We start from the raw sequence: 16,557 nt of genomic DNA on the forward strand, positions 1-16,557 counted from the left end.
AAAGGCCGACCGTGTCCTAAAAATCGGCGACTTTGCCCCAGGCGGATCCCCCGAAGCGGTCGGGGTGGTAAGGCCTGGGATCGACGATCGGCTCATCGCCCGTGACGATATCGGCAATCAGATGTCCGGCGCCCGGCCCGATGCCGAAGCCGTGGCCGCTGAAGCCGGCAGCGAGGATGAAACCGGGTAAGGTGGCGATCTCGCCGATCCCCGGTACGCCGTCGGGCGTGCTGTCGATATAGCCTGCCCAGGTCGCGCTGATATCGGTCTTCTTCAAGGCGGGCAGAAGCTCGAGTGCCCGCGCATGGGTGAGGGCAATGGTGGCCTCGTCGACCGTCGGGTCGAGGACGCGCATGCGCTCCATCGGCGTCGGTCTGTCGAGCCGCCAGCGTGCCAGAGATTCGTGGCCGGAGCGAAACCCTTCCAACCCGCCGGGTGCGAGACTGCGCCAGCGCCGGGCGAACATCGGCAGGAACTGCCGTGCGAAGCGGAACTGCTGCGGCGTCGGATCGACTCGGGCGCGGCCGCTGATCGCCAGCGTGTGGCCGCCATCGCGGCGTCGCGTCACCGAAACGGCGGATGTGTGCAGCGCATCCGGAAGGCTGCCTGCGCCCGGAGATACGGAGAGGATCGAGGAGCGTATCGAGGCTTGCGGAAATCGAATGCCGAGCTGGCGGCAGAAGCAGGAGGCCCAGGCGCCACCGGCGAGGACCGCGATTTTCGTGCGGATCGTGCCGTGCTCGGTGACGACGCCCGAGAGCCTGCCGCCTTCGACGTCGAGGCCGCGGGCAGCACAGGACTGATGCACCGTGCCGCCGAGTTTCAGGATCGCACGGGCGACGGCCGGCGCAGCGCTCGCCGGATCGGCGGTGCCGTCGGTCGGCGAAAAGACCCCGCCTTTCCATGATGTGCCGGTGGCATGCCCGCGTTCGGTTGCCTCTGCGCTGCTCAGCATATGCGTCGTGACGCCGACCGAGCGGGCGAAATCGCGCCAACGGGCCCAGCCGGACAGTTCCTGGTCGCTATTGCTGAGATAAAAGAGGCCGCAGCGGCGGAAGCCGGTGTCCTCACCGGTCTCAGTGGCGAAGCGCTCCCACAGATCGAGGCTCTTCGTCGACATCGGCAATTCGCGGGCGTCGCGGTTCTGCTGGCGGCACCAGCCCCAGTTGCGGCTCGATTGCTCGGCGCCGATCAGTCCCTTCTCGATGAGGGCCACCTTCAATCCGCGCCGGGCGAGATAATAGGCGGTGAAGACGCCGACGATGCCGCCACCGATGACCACGACATCAGCAGTGGAAGGCAGTTCCGGCGTGGTGTCGACGCGGTTGAGCGGTGCGGGCATGGGAGAATCTCCGTTTTAACCGTAGTGTAGCGGATCCGACGCCACGGCTTTGCCGGAGATCGGTTGGTGGCAGCAGAAGATTCCGTGTTGGGAGGACGCCAGCAGCCGTTTGTGCTTCGGCCTGTCTCGTAACGCGATCGACAGGCCAGCATCCTGTGTTAAGGTTGATGCCAGAAAGTAGCAGCATAATATGCTGTGTGATTGGCGATCTCGAGCAAGTGAGGGCGTGTGGGATGAAACTCGACCGGATCGACGTAAAAATTCTCTACGAACTGCAGAAGAACGGCCGCGTCACCAATGTGGAACTCGCCGAACTGGTCAATCTCTCGCCGAGCCCCTGCTTGATGCGGGTGAAGAAGCTGCAGTCGGAGGGTTATATCGAAGGTTATTCGGCCCAGATCAACGTCAGCAAACTGGGGCAGACGCTGACGGTGTTCACCGAGATTACCCTGAAAAACCACCGGCAGATCGACTTCGCCCGCTTCCTGGCGGCGATCGAGAAGGTCGACCAGGTGATCGAATGCCATCTGGTTTCGGGCGGCTACGATTATCTGCTGAAATTCGTCACCGCCGGGATCGACGAATACCAGACGATCATGGAGCGCCTCACCGATATGGACGTCGGCATCGACAAGTATTTCAGCTTCGTCGTCCTGAAATCGCCGATCATCAAAGCCCACATGCCGCTAACCACCTTGTTTCCGCATTAGCCGGCGAGAGGACCGCAGCCGGGCACCCGCTCAAACGCAAGATTTCGGGGTTCCAGACCGACCTCACCCCGTTGTCTTTCCCCGATCCAACCGGTCCTAAGCAGATGCCGATTCTCTGTCGCAGGTTGTTCTCCCTGTAACAATAAGCTTCATACTGATTGGAAGGACTTGCGACAGAATTTCGGGCTTGCTTTCCAAAGCCATGTTCGCTGCCACCTGCAGATCTCGTGCCGTGGTGCCCAGGCTTTTCAACACGACCTGACCGGGTGCGCGCCATGTCTGGCAAGCGTGCAGGAGATCGACGCTCAGTGCCGGCAATAGGCCCGCACCAGTTCCGGATCCTGCTGGAGCCCGTCGAGCCAGGCCGGATCGAGCGTCGGCACCGATGAGAAGAGCAGTTGCGAATAGGGGTGCTGCGGCGCCTTCACCGTCGAGGAGGTGATTTCCTCGACCTTCCTGCCTCCATACATCACGACGATCTCATCACAGATCGCCTCCACCACCGAGAGGTCGTGGCTGATGAAGATGTAGGAGAGGCCGAGTTCGCGCTGCAACTCCTTGAGCAGGTCGATGACTGCGGCGGCGACCACCGTGTCGAGCGCCGAGGTAATCTCGTCGCAGAGGATCAGCTTCGGATCGGCGGCGAGCGCCCGCGCGAAGTTGACGCGTTGCTTCTGCCCACCCGAGAGTTCGCCCGGCCGGCGATGGCGCAGGTTGCGGGGCAGGCGCACCATGTCGAGCAGTTGATCAATCCGGGCGTTCCGCGCCTTTCGATCCATGCCGTGGTAAAAGACCAGAGGCCTGGCGAGGATGTCCTCAACCGATTTTGCCGGGTTGAGTGCGGTATCGGCATATTGGAAGACGATCTGCATCTCGCGCAATTGATCGCGCGAGCGTTCGCGCGCGTTGCGGCGCAGTTCCGTCCCGTCGAAGACGATCTTGCCGACTGCCGCCGGCAGGATGCCGGCGATGGTCCGGGCAAGCGTCGACTTGCCGCAACCGGACTCGCCGATGATGCCGAGATTGCGGCCTTTTTCCACCTTCAGGCTCACGTGCTCGACCGCGCGAACGAGCGGCAGGCCGTCAGCCTGGCGCTGTCCATAGCCCGCGACCAGATCTTCGATCCTCAGCAGTGGAGCCGTCGCGGGTTCGGCGGAGCCAACTGCGCCGCGCGGTTTCGGCTCGAAGGCTGCGAGCAGCTCCCTGGTATAGGGGTGCTTCGCATTGTTGAGGATCTCGTCCGTGGTGCCGGCTTCCTGGGTCTCCCCGCCTTTCAGGACCACGATGCGGTCCGCGATCTGCGCGACGACGGCAAGGTCGTGGGAGACATAAACGCCTGATATGCCGCCCTTCTTCATGACCGACTTGAAGGCGCGCAGCACTTCGATCTGGGTCGTGACGTCGAGCGCCGTCGTCGGCTCGTCGAAGATGACGAGGGTCGGGTCGCCGATCAGCGCCATGGCAGCGGCCAGACGCTGCAGCTGGCCGCCGGAAACCTGGTGGGGATACCGGCTGCCGATCGTCTCGGGGTCCGGCAGGGACAGCGCCCGGAAGAGCTCGACGGCTCGGGCGCGCGCCTGGTCCGGCGACATCAGCTGGTGAATACGGGTGACTTCGATCACCTGGTCCATGATCGATGTGGCCGGGTTGAAGGCGGCAGCTGCCGATTGCGGGACATAGGCGACTTCGGTGCCGCGCACCTTGGCGCGCTGCTTCTCGCTGAGCGTGACCATGTCCTTGCCGCCGACCGAAACGCTGCCGCCGGAGATGCGACAGCCCGCACGCGTATGGCCCATAAGGGTCAGGGCGATGGTTGTCTTGCCCGAGCCGCTCTCGCCGATCAGCGCGACGATCTCGCCCTCGGCAACATCGAGGCTGACACCCTTGATGATTTCGACGCGTCGGCCGGAATCGGTGGTGGCCTCGACCTTCAGGTCACGGATTTCGATGAAATTGCTCATGACACACTCCGGTCGCGGATTTTCTGCGGCAGGTTGTCGATCAGCAGGTTGACGCTGATCGTCAGGCTGGCGATGGCGAGCGAGGGAAACATCACCGCCGGCGCACCGAATGGCAGGCCGCCGATGTTCTCGCGCACGAGCGCACCCCAATCGGCGTAGGGCGGCTGGACGCCAAGGCCGAGGAAGGAAAGTCCGGAAAGCAGCAGAACGATGAAGACGAAGCGGATGCCGAGATCGGCAAGCACCGGTCCGACGATGTTGGGCAGGATTTCCGAACGAATGAGATAGAGGGTGCTTTCGCCACGGATGCGCGCGACGGTGATGAAATCCATCGCGTTGATGTTGACGGCGAGCGCCCGGGCGAAGCGGTAAGCGCCTGGGATGTAGATCACCGACAGCGTCATGATCAGCACCGGAACCGAGGAGCCGACGGCAGCGACGACCACCAGGCCGAACAGCTTGCTCGGGATGGAGTTAAGCGCATCGAGAAAGCGGCTGAGGATCGTGTCCAGCCAGCCGCCGGCGACCGCTGCGATCATGCCGAGCACCACGCCGCAGAAACAGGCGATCGTGACCGCCGCCAGCGAGATGCCGACCGTATAGCGCGCGCCCATCAGAATCCGCGAGAGCATGTCGCGGCCGAGATAATCGGAGCCGAGCCAGAGTTCCCGGCTCATCGGGCCGAAATAGTCGAGATCAATAATCTCGCCGACGGGGTAGGGGATGACCCATGGTGCGAAGATCGCGACGAGCGCCCATAAGAGGATCACAGTGAAGCCGATCGCGCCGACGATGTTGAAGCGATAGCCAAACCGGGTTCCGGACAGCCGGCCGGAGGTGGTTTCAGAACTGGTCATGGTCATCGGAGCCTCGGATTGGAAAGGATGGCGATGATGTCGGCGATGGTGATCAGCAGCAGATAGCCCAGGCAGAAGATCATCGCGCAGCTCTGGATCAGCGGCAGGTCGCGGGTGGCGACGGCATCCAGCATCAGCTTGGCGATACCGGGATAGTTGAAAATGGTCTCGACGATGATCACGCCTCCAAGCAGATAGGACAGCGAAAGCGCAACGGCATTGACGATCGGGCCGAGCGCATTCGGCAGTGCATGGCGAAAGACGATGCGCGGCCGGGAAGCGCCCTTCAGCAATGCCATCTCGACATAGGGCGTGTTGAGCGTCTCGATGACAGCCGCCCGCGTCATGCGGATCATCTGGGCCGAGACGACGAAGGTGAGGGTGATCACGGGCATGGCATAGACCCGCAACAGATCGGTCAAACTGTGGACCTCATTGGCGAAAGAAAGTGCCGGCAGCCATTTCAGATAGACGGCAAAGATGAGCGCCGCGGAGGTCGCGACCATGAACTCCGGCACGGAGATGACGCCGATGGTGATCACCGTGACAATCCGGTCGTAAAGGGTGCCGCGCAGCATCGCCGCAGTGATCCCGAGCGTCAGCGCGATCGGTACGGAGAAAAGCGCGGTGACGCCGGCAAGTTTCAGCGTGTTGACGAAGCGGCCGGCGATGAGAGCGGCGATCGGCATGTCGTTGGCATAGGAGGTGCCGAGGTCGCCTTGCAGCAGCCCGACTAACCAGCGCAGGAACCGAAAGAGCGCCGGTTCGTCGAGATGCATGGCCTTGCGCAGGCCTTCGACGGCTTCCGGGGTGGCGGCTTGGCCGAGCAGGATCGTCGCCGTATCTCCAGGCAACAGCGTTGTCGCGAAGAAGACGGCGAAGGAGACGATCACCAGGGTGATCACGGCGACGAACAATCTGCTCAGTACAAGGGATAAGACCTGGCGGTTCACGGGCGTCTTCCCTTTGCGTTCGAGTTGAGTTCCATCAAGGCAGATGGACGAACTGGGGCGCGGCTGCAGCCCCAGTCTCCTTTGCTGCATCAGGCTTCAAGCCAGACATATTCCGCGAAAGCGTATCCCATCTGGCCGCCGAGCGGGTTGGCTTCCAGGCCCTTGAGCTTGGCGGTCGTGGCATCGACGTTCGAGATATAGGCCGGAATGATAGTGCCGGCTTCCTGGGCGACCATGCCCTGCATCTCGTTATAGATCGTCTTGCGCTTGTCTTGATCGAGAGAGCCGCGCGCCTCGATCAGCATCTTGTCGAACTTCTCCGACTTGTAGTGGCTTTCGTTCCACGGAGCGTCCGAGGTGTAGAGCAGGGAGAAGAGGATATCGGGTGTCGGCCGCGGGTTGATATTGCCGAAGTGGATCGGCGCCTTGAGCCAGTAATTGTCCCAATAACCATCGGATGGCACGCGCTGCACATCGAGCTTCATGCCGATTTCGGCGCCGGCCGCCTGGATGATCATGGCCATGTCGATAGAAGAGCTCGCCGCATCGGAAGCGATGATCGGAATGGACTGGCCAAGCACGCCGGCCTTTTCGAAGTGGAACTTCGCCTTCTCGGGATCGAAGGCTCGCGCTTTCAGCTCTGCGTCATGATAGAAGTTCGCCGGCGAAACGGGTTGATCGTTGCCGACTTCACCGAGACCGCGCAGTGCCGATTTGACGATCTGTTCGCGGTTGACGAGATATTTCATGCCCTCGATGAAGTCCCGCTTGTTGCCGGGCTCCATATCCAGTCGCATGTTGAGATTGGTATAGTTGCCGGACGTCGTCTTAGACAAGGTGAAGCCGTCGCCCTGGGCCTCGACGAGGCGCATAGAGCGCGGATTGATCGTGGCTGCGAGATGGATGTCGCCCGCAAGCAGTGCGTTTACACGGGCATTGTCGTCGCTGATCGCGAAATATTCGAAGGAATCGACGTTCGGGCCGGATTTCCAGTAATTCTTGTTCTTGATCCCGACCGACCGAACGCCTGGCTCGAATACTTCCTTGACGAAAGCGCCGGTGCCGTTGGCCTTGGTGAAATCGGTCGTGCCGTCGGAAACGATCATGAAATGATGCATCGACAGAATGGTCGGCAGGTCGGCATTCGGGCTGGCGAGCGTGATCTCGACGGTCTGTTTGTCGATGGCCTTGAACCCGGTCATCTGGGCGGCGATCTTGGCGACCTTCGAACCGACGGATGGGTCGAGATGGCGCTTCAGCGAGAAAACCACGTCATCGGCGGTCAGCGGCTTGCCGTCGTGGAAGGTGACGCCGGTCTTCAACTTGACCGTCCAGGTCTTCGCATCCTTGGACTCGATTGCGTCGGCAAGCTCCATCTGCGGCGTGCCTGATTTGTCGAGGAAGGTAAGGCGGTTATAGAAGGAGCAGCACCGGACATAGTCGGTGGAGAGCGACGCCTTGGCGGGGTCGAGCGTATCGGCCGTGGAGGACGACCAGCCGGCCGCTTTGAGCGCGCCGCCGGAAACGGGCGTGGCGGCGAGCGCCTTGCCGGCACGGCCAAGCACGAGCCCGCCGGCTGATATGGCCACGCCGCCCGCAAGCATCATATGCAGCAATTCACGACGGGTGGCGCCACGACGAATGGCGCTTTCGACCATGGCGTCGTCGGAGCTGGTCCAATTGGTGATTTTGTCGTTCATCTCATTCCCCTTTTCTTGTGTGGCGGGCTGCCCGTTGCGGGCAGGCCCGATCTGCTTTCAAAGTCGGGCGCGCGCAGCGGCCACGGCATCGGCAAGGCCGGCCATGGAGGTGAAATGGTAATCGGGTTTGGTGAACTCGGCCGGTTCGATCGTGCCGCCGTAACCCTTCTCGGCATGCCGCCGCTCGATCCAGCAATTGGTCAGCCCGAGTTTCCTGGAAATCCCGATATCGTGGTACTGGCTCTGGGCGACATGCAGGATGTCGTCCTTCGAATGTCCTTCCGAGGCGACGTAGTCGAATACCTTCTCGAAGAAGGCGGGATCGGGTTTCTCGGTGCCCGTATCATCCGCGGTGAAGGCGGCATAAAAGGGATTGCCGAGTTCCTTCTCGAAGAAATCGAAGGCCCAGCGGCGGGCGTTGGTCATCGCCACGAGGCGGTAATCCTTCGCAAGACTTGCCAGCGCCGCGGCGCTGTCTGCAAAACCCTTCCAGCTCTTCGCCGAGTCCCGCAGCCGTTCGCCATATTTTTGCTCAGTGGGCAGGCCGAGCTTCGGCGCGATCGCAAGGTAGACGCGCACGAGGTCGTCCGGAAAGAGATCGGCATCCTTGGAGTAGCGGGCTGCGCGGTAGAGGCTAAGCGCTTGCTCGCCGTCGACTGTGCTTCCGACCTCGGCCGCGATCTCGGCGAAGCAGGTCTTGAGGCCGCCCTCGAAGTCGATAAGCGTGCCGACGACGTCGAAGGTCATGTATTTGAATTCCGAAAGGCTCTTGCTCACGTGAATTCCCCAGTGTTCGGCTCCGATGGGAGCTCGGCTTCTCGAAGAAGAAAATTCTGTTCCGCTGGCGGGGTCATTGTCCCGCTCTTGTATGGGAAGGCCCGCATCTGCCGGGATCCAGGCCTTTCGTTGTCTTCAGTTTGTCACCTGCACTGCGCCGGATTCGCCGAATAGACGCCATGAGGCGGCACAAAATACCGAATCTGACGGTTTCCCGATATTCTCAGGCCTGCAGCGCCCGACGCACATCCGGGTCCTCCAGCGTCTCGTCCAGCGTCATGCGGGTGCGCTCGACGATCGCGTCGATCTCCGTTTCGGTGCAGCAGAGCGGCGGCGCATAGCCGAGCACACCATTGCCGAAGGCGCGGATGACGAGGCCGTTCTCCCAGGCGCGATCGAAGATACGGCGGGCGGGTTCGGCAGATGCCGGCAACGGCGTTTTGTTCACCTTGTCGACCACGAGCTCGACGGCGGCGAGCATGCCGCGGCCGCGGACATCGCCGACGAGCGGATGATCCCTCAGAGAATCCAGGCCCTGCATCAGCCGCGCACCGGCCCTGAGGCCGTTTTCGAGAAGGCCGTTTTCGTAGAGCTTCAGGACTTCCAGGCCGACCGCGGCGCTGACGGGATGGGCCGAATAGGTATAGCCATGGCCGACGGCAGCAGCACCCGCGCCCTCGGCAATCGTTTCATAGACGTGATCGGCCATCAAGACAGCGCCCATGGGGACATAGCCGGAGGTGAGGCCCTTGGCTGTCGTCATGAAATCGGGCACGACCTCATCCTCGGTGCAGGCAAAAAGCGGGCCGGTGCGGCCAAAGCCGGTAATCACCTCGTCCGCGACAAAAAGGATGTCGTGCGAGCGGCAGAATTCACGCATGGCTTTCATCCAGCCTTTCGGCGGAACCAGAACGCCGCCCGAGCCCTGGATCGGCTCGACATAGAAAGCGGCAACGCGTTCCGGCCCGATCGCCTCGACCTTGCTTTTCAGCGCCGCAAGCGAGGCGTTGATGATCGCCTCCGGATTGTCGCCCACCGGGTTGCGATAGGCGTAGTGAGACGGAATCTTATGCTGCCAATCGAATGGAACGCCGAAGCCGGCATGGAAGGCAGGCAGCGCTGTCAGACCCGCACCGACCGTCGAGGAGCCATGATAGCCCTGTTCGACGGAGATGAACTGATCGCGCTCGGGCCGTCCACGGGCATGCCAGTAGTAGCGGATGAAGCGGATCGTGCTGTCCACCGCATCGGAGCCGCCGAGCGTGAAATAGACATGGTTGAGATCGCCCGGTGCGCGGTCGGCGAGTTCGCCGGCAAGCCGGATCGCGGGCTCTGAGCCGAGGCCGAAATAGGCCGTCGCATAGGGAAGCTCGCGCATCTGCCGGGCTGCTGCCTCGACGATGCTTTCGTGGCCGTAACCGGCATTGACGCACCAGAGGCCGGCGAAGCCGTCGATCAGCTGCTTGCCGGAGGCGTCGGTGACCGTCGCGCCCTTGGCCGAGGCCAGCACGCGCACGCCAAGCTTTTCATGGCCTCGATAGGAGGCGACAGGATGAATGAGGTGGGCGCGATCGAGTTCGATGAGGGAATTGCTGTACATGGAGATCTCCGGATCAGCCGAGTGCCTGGCTGGCGAGGGCAAAGGTGGTGGCGGTCGGATCGGCGGTGTCGCGAACCAACGGCTTTTTCATGGTGATTCCGCCGCCGACATGGGCGAGCCCCTGTTCGGCGAGCCATGGGGAAAGCCCGGTCTCATCAGTGGTGTCGACCCTGAGGAACCGTCCGGGCCGTCTGGCGATGAAATGTTCGATGAGTTTCCTGGCCTGCCCGAGGTCGGCGGCCACCACGGGTCCGATCACTTCGCCGCGGCCGAAGGGACGCAGGCAAGCGAACCCGGAAACGTGGCCGTCGCGGCGAATGACGGCGAATGCGCCGATCCCGGCGAAATAGGAGAGCAGCCCTTCGCGATCGGCGCCGAAGGCAAGTCGGTCGAGGGCTACGATAGCAGGGAGGTCGGCGTCTGTAGCCGCTTGCGTTTCCGCCGACGCGGCGATGTCTCCGGCAAGGCCCTGATGTTGTGCCACGGTTCCCGTCTCGTGGAAGCCAAGCTTCTGGTAGAGCGGCAGGCCTGCCGTCGTCGCCACCAGCCTCAGCGGCCGGTCTCCGGCGATCAGCAGTGCGGCGTCCATTAGCTTGCGGCCGAGGCCCCTGCCGCGCATCGTCTCGTCGACGATGACCATGTTGATGGTCGCACAATCTTCCTTATACGGCGTGACGAGGACGGTGCCCACGACCTTGCCGTCCTCGACCGCAACCATCCCGTCGCTCAAGGCGAGCGCCAACTGCCAGTCTTCCGTCCGATGCGGCCAGCCCGCCTGTCTTGAGAGCGCGACGGCGGCTTCCAGATGGTCGGGGCCGAACGGGACGATTTCGATCTGACTTGCTTGCATGGGAGCGTCCTTCATGTCGTGCCCGCCAGTCTGGCGGAGCGCCGGCGGGCAGATCGTCTGAAGGCCATGGTTCAAGCAGTATCTTATGGCTTTGCTGTCATCGGCCACCGCATCTTATGCTAGAACCGATCGATATCATCGGATCCGGGGCCCGTCAGTGCATCATCGCCAGCGCTGCCGTAAAGAAATCTTCGCCTCCGAAGTTTCCTGATTTCAACGCCAGAAGCATATCGCCCTGGGCATTGCCGACGGTGCGCAGCACCGGCACGCCGGGCGCAATCTCCGGGCCGATAAGAAATGCCGGAATGGCGAGCCGGTCGACGGCAGCGCCCGAGGTTTCACCGCCGGCGATCACAAGGCGCCGCACGCCTCTCTCCACCAGTTCGGCTGCGATGATCGACGTCGCGGTTTCGATCGCGTGGCCGGAGGCCTCTCGTCCGTACAGCGATTGCAGCCGGGATACGGTTTCAGGCGCCGCACTCGCGGCGATGACGACGGGGCCGGCGGAGATGCGCTCTCCGGCCCAGGAAATCGCCGTGGCGATCTCATCCGGACCAGCAAGCAGCCGCTCCGGATCGAGCCGCAGGACGGGCATCGACCGTTCGGCGACGTCGAGCTGATGGAGCGTCGCCTTGGAGCAACTGCCGGCAACGATCGCTGAAAGTCCGCCCACGGGGCGAATGGCGTCCGCCGTTGTCGCGCCGCCGGAGGATATCCGGCCGGAGCGGACGAGCGCACGGGCCAGGCCGAGGCCGAGGCCGGACGCACCGGTGGACACCGGCGTTTCGAGAGCGACCTCGCCGAGCGTTTCAAGATCCCGTTCGAAAATCGCATCGGCGATAACAGCGGTGACGCCTGCGGTGCGAAAGGAATCGAGCCTCGCCTTGACGGCGCCGGGTCCGGCCGCGATGGTCGTGAGATCGATCAGCCCGACAGCGTTGCGCGATTGGCGGGTGAGAACCCGAACGAGATTGGCGTCATGCATCGGATTGAGCGGGTGGTCCTTGAGCGGGCTTTCGTTCAACGGTTGTCCGCCGACGAAGAGATGGCCAAGATAGACGCTGCGCCCTGTTTCTGGAAAGGCGGGCGTCACCAGCACGACGCCGCCACCGGCCGCCTCGCTCAATGCCTCGGTGACCGGACCGATATTGCCGGCATCGGTGGAATCGAAAGTCGAGCAGATCTTGTAAAGCACATGGCCGGCGCCCCGCTGGCGCAGCCATCGCTCGGCGCTCGCCGCAGCCGCCACGGCGTCCGAGGCCGGGACGGAGCGGATCTTCAGGGAAACGACGACGGCATCGACATCCGGCAGGGCGAGCGACGGGTGGGGGATGCCGACCGTCTGCACCGTGCGCAGGCCGTTCTTCGTCAGTGTGTTGGCAAGGTCGGAGGCGCCCGTATAGTCGTCAGCGATTGATCCGAGGAAAATAGCCATCGTCTAGCTCCGTGCAAAAGGTTTGAACCAGCCAAGACCGTCCAGTGTGTGGCCGCGCGGGATGTATTCGCAGCCGACGAAACCGTCATAAGCCAGGCGGTCGATTTCGCCGAACAGATAGGGATAGTTCAGTTCCTCCCCCTCAGGCTCATTGCGTGACGGCACGCTGGCGATCTGGATATGGCCGGTGATCGGCAGCAGACGTCGCAACGCCATAGTGACGTCGCCACGGATGATCTGCCGGTGATAGATGTCGAACTGCAGCTTCAGGTTCGGCAGGCCGCATTCGGCAATCAGCCGCTCGGCCACGCCGAAGTCGTTGAGGAAATATCCCGGCATGTTTCGCCCGTTGATCGGCTCGAGCAGCAGATCGATGCCCTTTTCCGCAAGCCGCCCGGCGGCATAGGTGACGGAGCGCCGATAAGAAGAGGCGGCGTCTTCGTCATGACGGTCGGCGATGCCTGCCATCAGGTGTAACCGTCTGACGCCCGTTGCCGCCGCATAGTCCAGTGCCCGCTCGACATCGGCTTTCAGCGCATCGAACCGTCCGGGAAGAGCGGCGATGCCACGTTCGCCTGCTGCCCAGTCGCCCGGCGGCAGGTTGAACAAGGCCTGCTGCAGATTGTTGCGGGCAAGCCGTTCGGCGATCGCCTCCGGAGCGGCTTCATAGGGAAAAAGGTATTCGACGGCGGCAAAGCCGGCATCGGCTGCGGCGTCGAAGCGATCGAGGAACGACCATTCGTTGAACATCATCGTCAGGTTGGCGGCGAAAACCGGCATGTCTAGCGTTCCTTTTAGAGGCTCTGCGGCTCTTTGGTGGAGCTGGGCAATTCAGCGCCGGAAAGCTTGGCGTAGAGCCGCGCGAGCGAGGAATCGTCGTCACGGCCCATGCCCGCCCCGGAGGCGGCCAGATACATCTGCAGGGCGGCTGCCGCGAGCGGTACCGGATAACGCTCGGAGCGGGCCATGTCTTGGACGATACCGAGATCCTTGACGAAAATCTCGATGCTGCTGAGCGGCGTATAGTCTCCGGCCAGCACATGCGGCACGCGGTTTTCGAACATCCAGGAATTGCCGGCCGAAGCCGTGATCACCTCATAGACCTTGTCGAGGTCGAGGCCCTGCTTGGCGGCAAAGGTTATGGCCTCACAGGCGGCCGCGATGTGCACGCCGGCGAGAAGCTGGTTGATCATCTTGAAGGCAGCACCTTTTCCGGCCTCGTCGCCAAGCTCGTAGACCTTGGCGGCCATGGCGTCGAGACCCGGGCGCGCCGTATCGAAGGCCTGTCTGGAGCCGGATGCCATGATCGTCAGTTCGCCACGCGCCGCCTTGGCCGCGCCGCCCGAAATCGGCGCGTCGAGATAATGCAGGCCGAGAGCCTCCGTCCGCTGTGCCAGATCGCGCGCGACGGCGGGATCCATGGTGGCCGACGAGATAAAGACGGCGCCGGGCTTCATCGCATTTGCGACGCCTTGGGGCCCGAACAGCACGGCCTCGGTCTGCGCGCCGTTGACGACCACGGAGACGACGATGTCGGCATCCTTTGCCGCAGCGGCGGGGGTCGCCGCGCCCCGTCCGCCATCGGCGACGAAGCGGTCCACCGCCGCCGGCGTGATGTCATATCCAACGACATCGAGCCCGGCGCGCTTCATCGACTGGGCCATTCCAAGCCCCATGGAACCAAGACCGATGACGGCCGCGATAATGTCGGGACCTGAGTTTTCAGCAAGCGGTGACATGAGGAGCTTCTCCAGTCTTGTGAGAGAGGTCTGCGCCCCTCCGGGTACCATCCCGGAGGGGCTATTGTTCAGCGATTGACGCTTTTCGCCGGAACCGTCAACACGGCCAGCGAACCAATGACTAAGGCAGCCGCCAGCAGATACATGCCGGCGCTGTTGGTGCCGGTAAAGTCTTTGAGATAGCCTACCAGAAACGGCCCGAGAAACCCGGCGAGGTTGCCGACCGAATTGATCCAGGCAATGCCGGCCGCAGCGCCCGTGCCGGCGAGAAAAGCCGTCGGAAGCGACCAGAACAGCGGCGCGCAACTGATGGCGCCGGCAGCAGCCAGCGACAGGCAGACAATCGAGACCGTCGTGCTCGTCGCCATCGTCGCCGCGACGAACCCACCGGCGGCGATGAAGGCCGGGACGACGAGGTGCCAGCGGCGTTCGCGCAGCCTGTCGGCGGAACGTCCGAGCGCCAGCATCACGACGAATGTGCAGATATAGGGGATCGCGGAAATCAGGCCGATATTGAGGTTTCCGTTGACGCCCGAGGCCTTGACGATGGTCGGCATCCAGAAATTCAGGCCATATTGCCCGAGCACGAAGCAGAAATAGATCAGGCACATCAGCCAGACGCGACGGTCGGTCAGCGTTGCGCCGATGCTGTGCGGGCTTGCTGTCTTGGCCCGGTTCTCCGCCTCGATATTGGCCGTCAGCACGCGCTTTTCCTCATCGTTCAGCCATTTCGCGCCCTGGATCGTATCATCAAGGTAGAAGAACGTCGCAACGCCGAAAAGAATAGCCGGAATGGCTTCGATCAGGAACATCCACTGCCAGCCGGAAAGTCCGTGCGTGCCGTGGAAACTATCCATCAGGAGACCCGAAAGCGGATTGCCGAAAATGGCGGATATCGGGATCGCGGACATGAAGGTGGTGATGATCCTGGCGCGGCGATGGGCCGGGTACCACGCGGTCAGATAGAGAATGATGCCGGGAAAAAATCCGGCTTCGGCAACGCCCAGCAGGAAACGGAGGACATAGAAGACGGTTTCCGAAGAGGTGAACATTAAGGCGGCGGAAATGATGCCCCAGGTGACCATGATGCGGGCGATCCACACCCGCGCGCCAACCTTGTTCATGATGATGTTGCTCGGCACTTCAAACAGAAAATAGCCGATGAAGAAAATGCCGGCGCCGATGCCATAGGCGGCTTCCGAGAGGCCGAGCTCGCTCGACATCTGCAGCTTGGCGAAACCGACATTGACGCGGTCGAGATAGGCGACCACGTAGCACAGCATCAAAAACGGTACGATGCGCCAGAATACCTTGCCATAGGCACGGTCTTCGAGCGTCTGGGCGGGATGTAAGCCAACAACTGGCGCTTGCGTCTGCAGCGTCATGATTTTCTCCTCCGATTGTTGCCGCGGTCTCCTTGAGATCCTACCGCGGCACGCCATGCCACTTTTTGGCAGCGCTGCCATTCTTATTAATCCATTTTGGCAGCGCTGCCAACGGCAAATTGGTAGCGCTGCCAAAAAAACCTTGCTTCTTGGCGGTAGCGGTGAAAGATGGGGCAGAGCGGTGGTCATCGGGCGGGCAGGCCGGGCAACCACCTCAACAGTCGGGTTCAAACGTAACGATGGAATTCAAACATCAACCGACGGTGACGCTTGCCGAGGTCGCGGAAGCGGCCGGTGTCGGCGAGAGCACGGTGTCGCGCGTACTGCGCAACCACGGTTCGTTTTCCGGCAAGACGCGGGAGCGGGTAATGGCCGCCGTCGAGCGGCTGGGATACGTGCCGAACCGGATCGCAGGAACGCTTGCCTCTACCGGTTCGCGTCTTGTCGCCTTCGTCATTCCCTCTTTGTCCAACATCGTCTTTCCCGATGTGCTGCGCGGTGCCAGTGCCGTTCTGGAGGAAAACCGGTATCAGGCGGTTTTCTCCGTGACCGACTATGATCCGGGCAAGGAGGAAGCGCTCGCCGCCGCGATGCTTGCCTGGCGGCCGGCGGCGGTCATGCTGGCGGGATGCGAGCATACCGAGGGCACGGTGAAGATGCTGCGCGCCAGCGGGTGTCGGATCGTCGAACTGCTCGATCTCGACGGCGATGCTCTCGACATCGCGGTCGGCTTCTCGAACCGCGCGGCTGGACGGGAGAGCGCTGCCTTCCTGCTCAAACAGGGGTATCGCCGGATCGGCTATGTCGGTCACGACCTGAACCGCGATACCCGTGCCGGCAAGCGTTTTTCCAGCTTTTGCGAAACGCTCGATGCGCATGACACCCAGCTCGTCGCCCGTGAAATTCTCGCCGGCGCTTCGTCCGTGGAAAATGGCAGGCTGGGGCTGGAGCGGCTGCTTGCCCGGACGGCCGATCTCGATGCGGTTTATTTCTCCAACGACGACATGGCGCTGGGCGGCTATTTTCACTGTCTGGCCGAGGGGATAGCGATCCCCTCGAAGCTCGCCATTTTCGGCTATAACGGCCTCGATATCGGCCGGGCAACACCGCAGCCATTGTCGACCATCCGAACGCCGCGCGTGGCGACGGGGCAGATCGCCGCGCAGCTGATCGTCGCCAATGCACCGCCGCAGGCCGTCGATCTCGGCTTTGAACTGATCGAAGGGGCAACCGCCTAATATATTGGAG

At 62.5% G+C, this 16,557-nt stretch carries 14 protein-coding genes; 2 read left to right on the plus strand and 12 right to left on the minus strand.

Going from position 1 to position 16,557, the window contains the following annotated elements; genetic code table 11:
* Nucleotides 1–16: 16 nt before the first annotated feature.
* Nucleotides 17–1,342 (minus strand): NAD(P)/FAD-dependent oxidoreductase, encoded by a 1,326-nt coding sequence (locus RL_RS35940; protein ID WP_011649364.1) that lies wholly within the window; start codon nt 1,340–1,342, stop codon nt 17–19.
* A 233-nt stretch (nt 1,343–1,575) separates the two neighbouring features.
* On the opposite strand from RL_RS35940, the gene RL_RS35945 reads away from it, so the two are divergent.
* Entirely contained in the window at nt 1,576–2,052 is a 477-nt protein-coding gene (locus RL_RS35945; protein WP_003549758.1) for an Lrp/AsnC family transcriptional regulator, read from the plus strand.
* 305 nt (nt 2,053–2,357) lie between these two features.
* Here the strand turns inward: RL_RS35945 and RL_RS35950 are convergent, their stop codons facing one another.
* The 11 genes from RL_RS35950 to RL_RS36000 form a co-directional block, all read right to left on the minus strand.
* Complete coding sequence (locus tag RL_RS35950; RefSeq protein ID WP_011649366.1) at nt 2,358–4,013, minus strand: ABC transporter ATP-binding protein; 1,656 nt, start codon at nt 4,011–4,013, stop codon at nt 2,358–2,360.
* On the minus strand, nt 4,010–4,876 hold the full coding sequence (locus tag RL_RS35955; protein WP_011649367.1) for an ABC transporter permease: 867 nt from the start codon (nt 4,874–4,876) through the stop codon (nt 4,010–4,012). The genes RL_RS35950 and RL_RS35955 overlap by 4 nt, the downstream gene beginning before the upstream one ends.
* Nucleotides 4,873–5,823 carry an ABC transporter permease gene (locus tag RL_RS35960; RefSeq protein WP_011649368.1) on the minus strand — a complete coding sequence of 317 codons (951 nt, stop codon included), beginning with the start codon at nt 5,821–5,823 and terminating at the stop codon, nt 4,873–4,875. The genes RL_RS35955 and RL_RS35960 overlap by 4 nt, the downstream gene beginning before the upstream one ends.
* 89 nt (nt 5,824–5,912) lie before the next feature.
* The gene (locus tag RL_RS35965; protein ID WP_011649369.1) at nt 5,913–7,523 is read right to left on the minus strand and encodes an ABC transporter substrate-binding protein; all 1,611 of its coding nucleotides are present in this window, start codon (nt 7,521–7,523) and stop codon (nt 5,913–5,915) included.
* A 57-nt stretch (nt 7,524–7,580) separates the two neighbouring features.
* Nucleotides 7,581–8,300 carry an HAD-IA family hydrolase gene (locus RL_RS35970; RefSeq protein ID WP_011649370.1) on the minus strand — a complete coding sequence of 240 codons (720 nt, stop codon included), beginning with the start codon at nt 8,298–8,300 and terminating at the stop codon, nt 7,581–7,583.
* Nucleotides 8,301–8,523: 223 nt separating this feature from the next.
* Nucleotides 8,524–9,900 (minus strand): aspartate aminotransferase family protein, encoded by a 1,377-nt coding sequence (locus RL_RS35975; protein WP_011649371.1) that lies wholly within the window; start codon nt 9,898–9,900, stop codon nt 8,524–8,526.
* A 13-nt stretch (nt 9,901–9,913) separates the two neighbouring features.
* A complete protein-coding gene (locus RL_RS35980; RefSeq protein ID WP_028742930.1) occupies nt 9,914–10,750 on the minus strand; it encodes a GNAT family N-acetyltransferase in 837 nt (278 codons plus the stop codon).
* Between the two features lie 154 nt (nt 10,751–10,904).
* Nucleotides 10,905–12,185 (minus strand): 3-oxo-tetronate kinase, encoded by a 1,281-nt coding sequence (otnK, locus tag RL_RS35985; RefSeq protein WP_011649373.1) that lies wholly within the window; start codon nt 12,183–12,185, stop codon nt 10,905–10,907.
* 3 nt (nt 12,186–12,188) lie between these two features.
* The gene (gene otnI, locus RL_RS35990; protein ID WP_011649374.1) at nt 12,189–12,965 is read right to left on the minus strand and encodes a 2-oxo-tetronate isomerase; all 777 of its coding nucleotides are present in this window, start codon (nt 12,963–12,965) and stop codon (nt 12,189–12,191) included.
* A gap of 14 nt (nt 12,966–12,979) precedes the next feature.
* The gene (gene ltnD / locus RL_RS35995; RefSeq protein WP_011649375.1) at nt 12,980–13,924 is read right to left on the minus strand and encodes an L-threonate dehydrogenase; all 945 of its coding nucleotides are present in this window, start codon (nt 13,922–13,924) and stop codon (nt 12,980–12,982) included.
* Between the two features lie 68 nt (nt 13,925–13,992).
* A complete protein-coding gene (locus RL_RS36000; protein WP_041937022.1) occupies nt 13,993–15,309 on the minus strand; it encodes an MFS transporter in 1,317 nt (438 codons plus the stop codon).
* Nucleotides 15,310–15,548: 239 nt separating this feature from the next.
* Here RL_RS36000 and RL_RS36005 point away from each other — a divergent pair, with 239 nt between their 5' ends.
* Complete coding sequence (locus tag RL_RS36005) at nt 15,549–16,547, plus strand: LacI family DNA-binding transcriptional regulator (RefSeq protein WP_028742933.1); 999 nt, start codon at nt 15,549–15,551, stop codon at nt 16,545–16,547.
* Nucleotides 16,548–16,557 lie beyond the last annotated feature (10 nt).

Origin of the sequence: Rhizobium johnstonii 3841 (genome assembly GCF_000009265.1) — a bacterium.
GTDB lineage: Bacteria > Pseudomonadota > Alphaproteobacteria > Rhizobiales > Rhizobiaceae > Rhizobium > Rhizobium acaciae.

What these genes read in the sequence shown, in the direction of transcription:
- ltnD (WP_011649375.1), bottom strand. Translation starts at nt 13,924, where the DNA reads ATGTCACCGCTTGCTGAAAACTCAGGTCCCGACATTATCGCGGCCGTC.
- otnI (WP_011649374.1), bottom strand. Translation starts at nt 12,965, where the DNA reads ATGCCGGTTTTCGCCGCCAACCTGACGATGATGTTCAACGAATGGTCG.
- RL_RS36000 (WP_041937022.1), bottom strand. Translation starts at nt 15,309, where the DNA reads ATGACGCTGCAGACGCAAGCGCCAGTTGTTGGCTTACATCCCGCCCAG.
- RL_RS35965 (WP_011649369.1), bottom strand. Translation starts at nt 7,523, where the DNA reads ATGAACGACAAAATCACCAATTGGACCAGCTCCGACGACGCCATGGTC.
- RL_RS36005 (WP_028742933.1), top strand. Translation starts at nt 15,549, where the DNA reads ATGGAATTCAAACATCAACCGACGGTGACGCTTGCCGAGGTCGCGGAA.
- RL_RS35980 (WP_028742930.1), bottom strand. Translation starts at nt 10,750, where the DNA reads ATGCAAGCAAGTCAGATCGAAATCGTCCCGTTCGGCCCCGACCATCTG.
- RL_RS35975 (WP_011649371.1), bottom strand. Translation starts at nt 9,900, where the DNA reads ATGTACAGCAATTCCCTCATCGAACTCGATCGCGCCCACCTCATTCAT.
- otnK (WP_011649373.1), bottom strand. Translation starts at nt 12,185, where the DNA reads ATGGCTATTTTCCTCGGATCAATCGCTGACGACTATACGGGCGCCTCC.
- RL_RS35945 (WP_003549758.1), top strand. Translation starts at nt 1,576, where the DNA reads ATGAAACTCGACCGGATCGACGTAAAAATTCTCTACGAACTGCAGAAG.
- RL_RS35940 (WP_011649364.1), bottom strand. Translation starts at nt 1,342, where the DNA reads ATGCCCGCACCGCTCAACCGCGTCGACACCACGCCGGAACTGCCTTCC.
- RL_RS35955 (WP_011649367.1), bottom strand. Translation starts at nt 4,876, where the DNA reads ATGACCATGACCAGTTCTGAAACCACCTCCGGCCGGCTGTCCGGAACC.
- RL_RS35950 (WP_011649366.1), bottom strand. Translation starts at nt 4,013, where the DNA reads ATGAGCAATTTCATCGAAATCCGTGACCTGAAGGTCGAGGCCACCACC.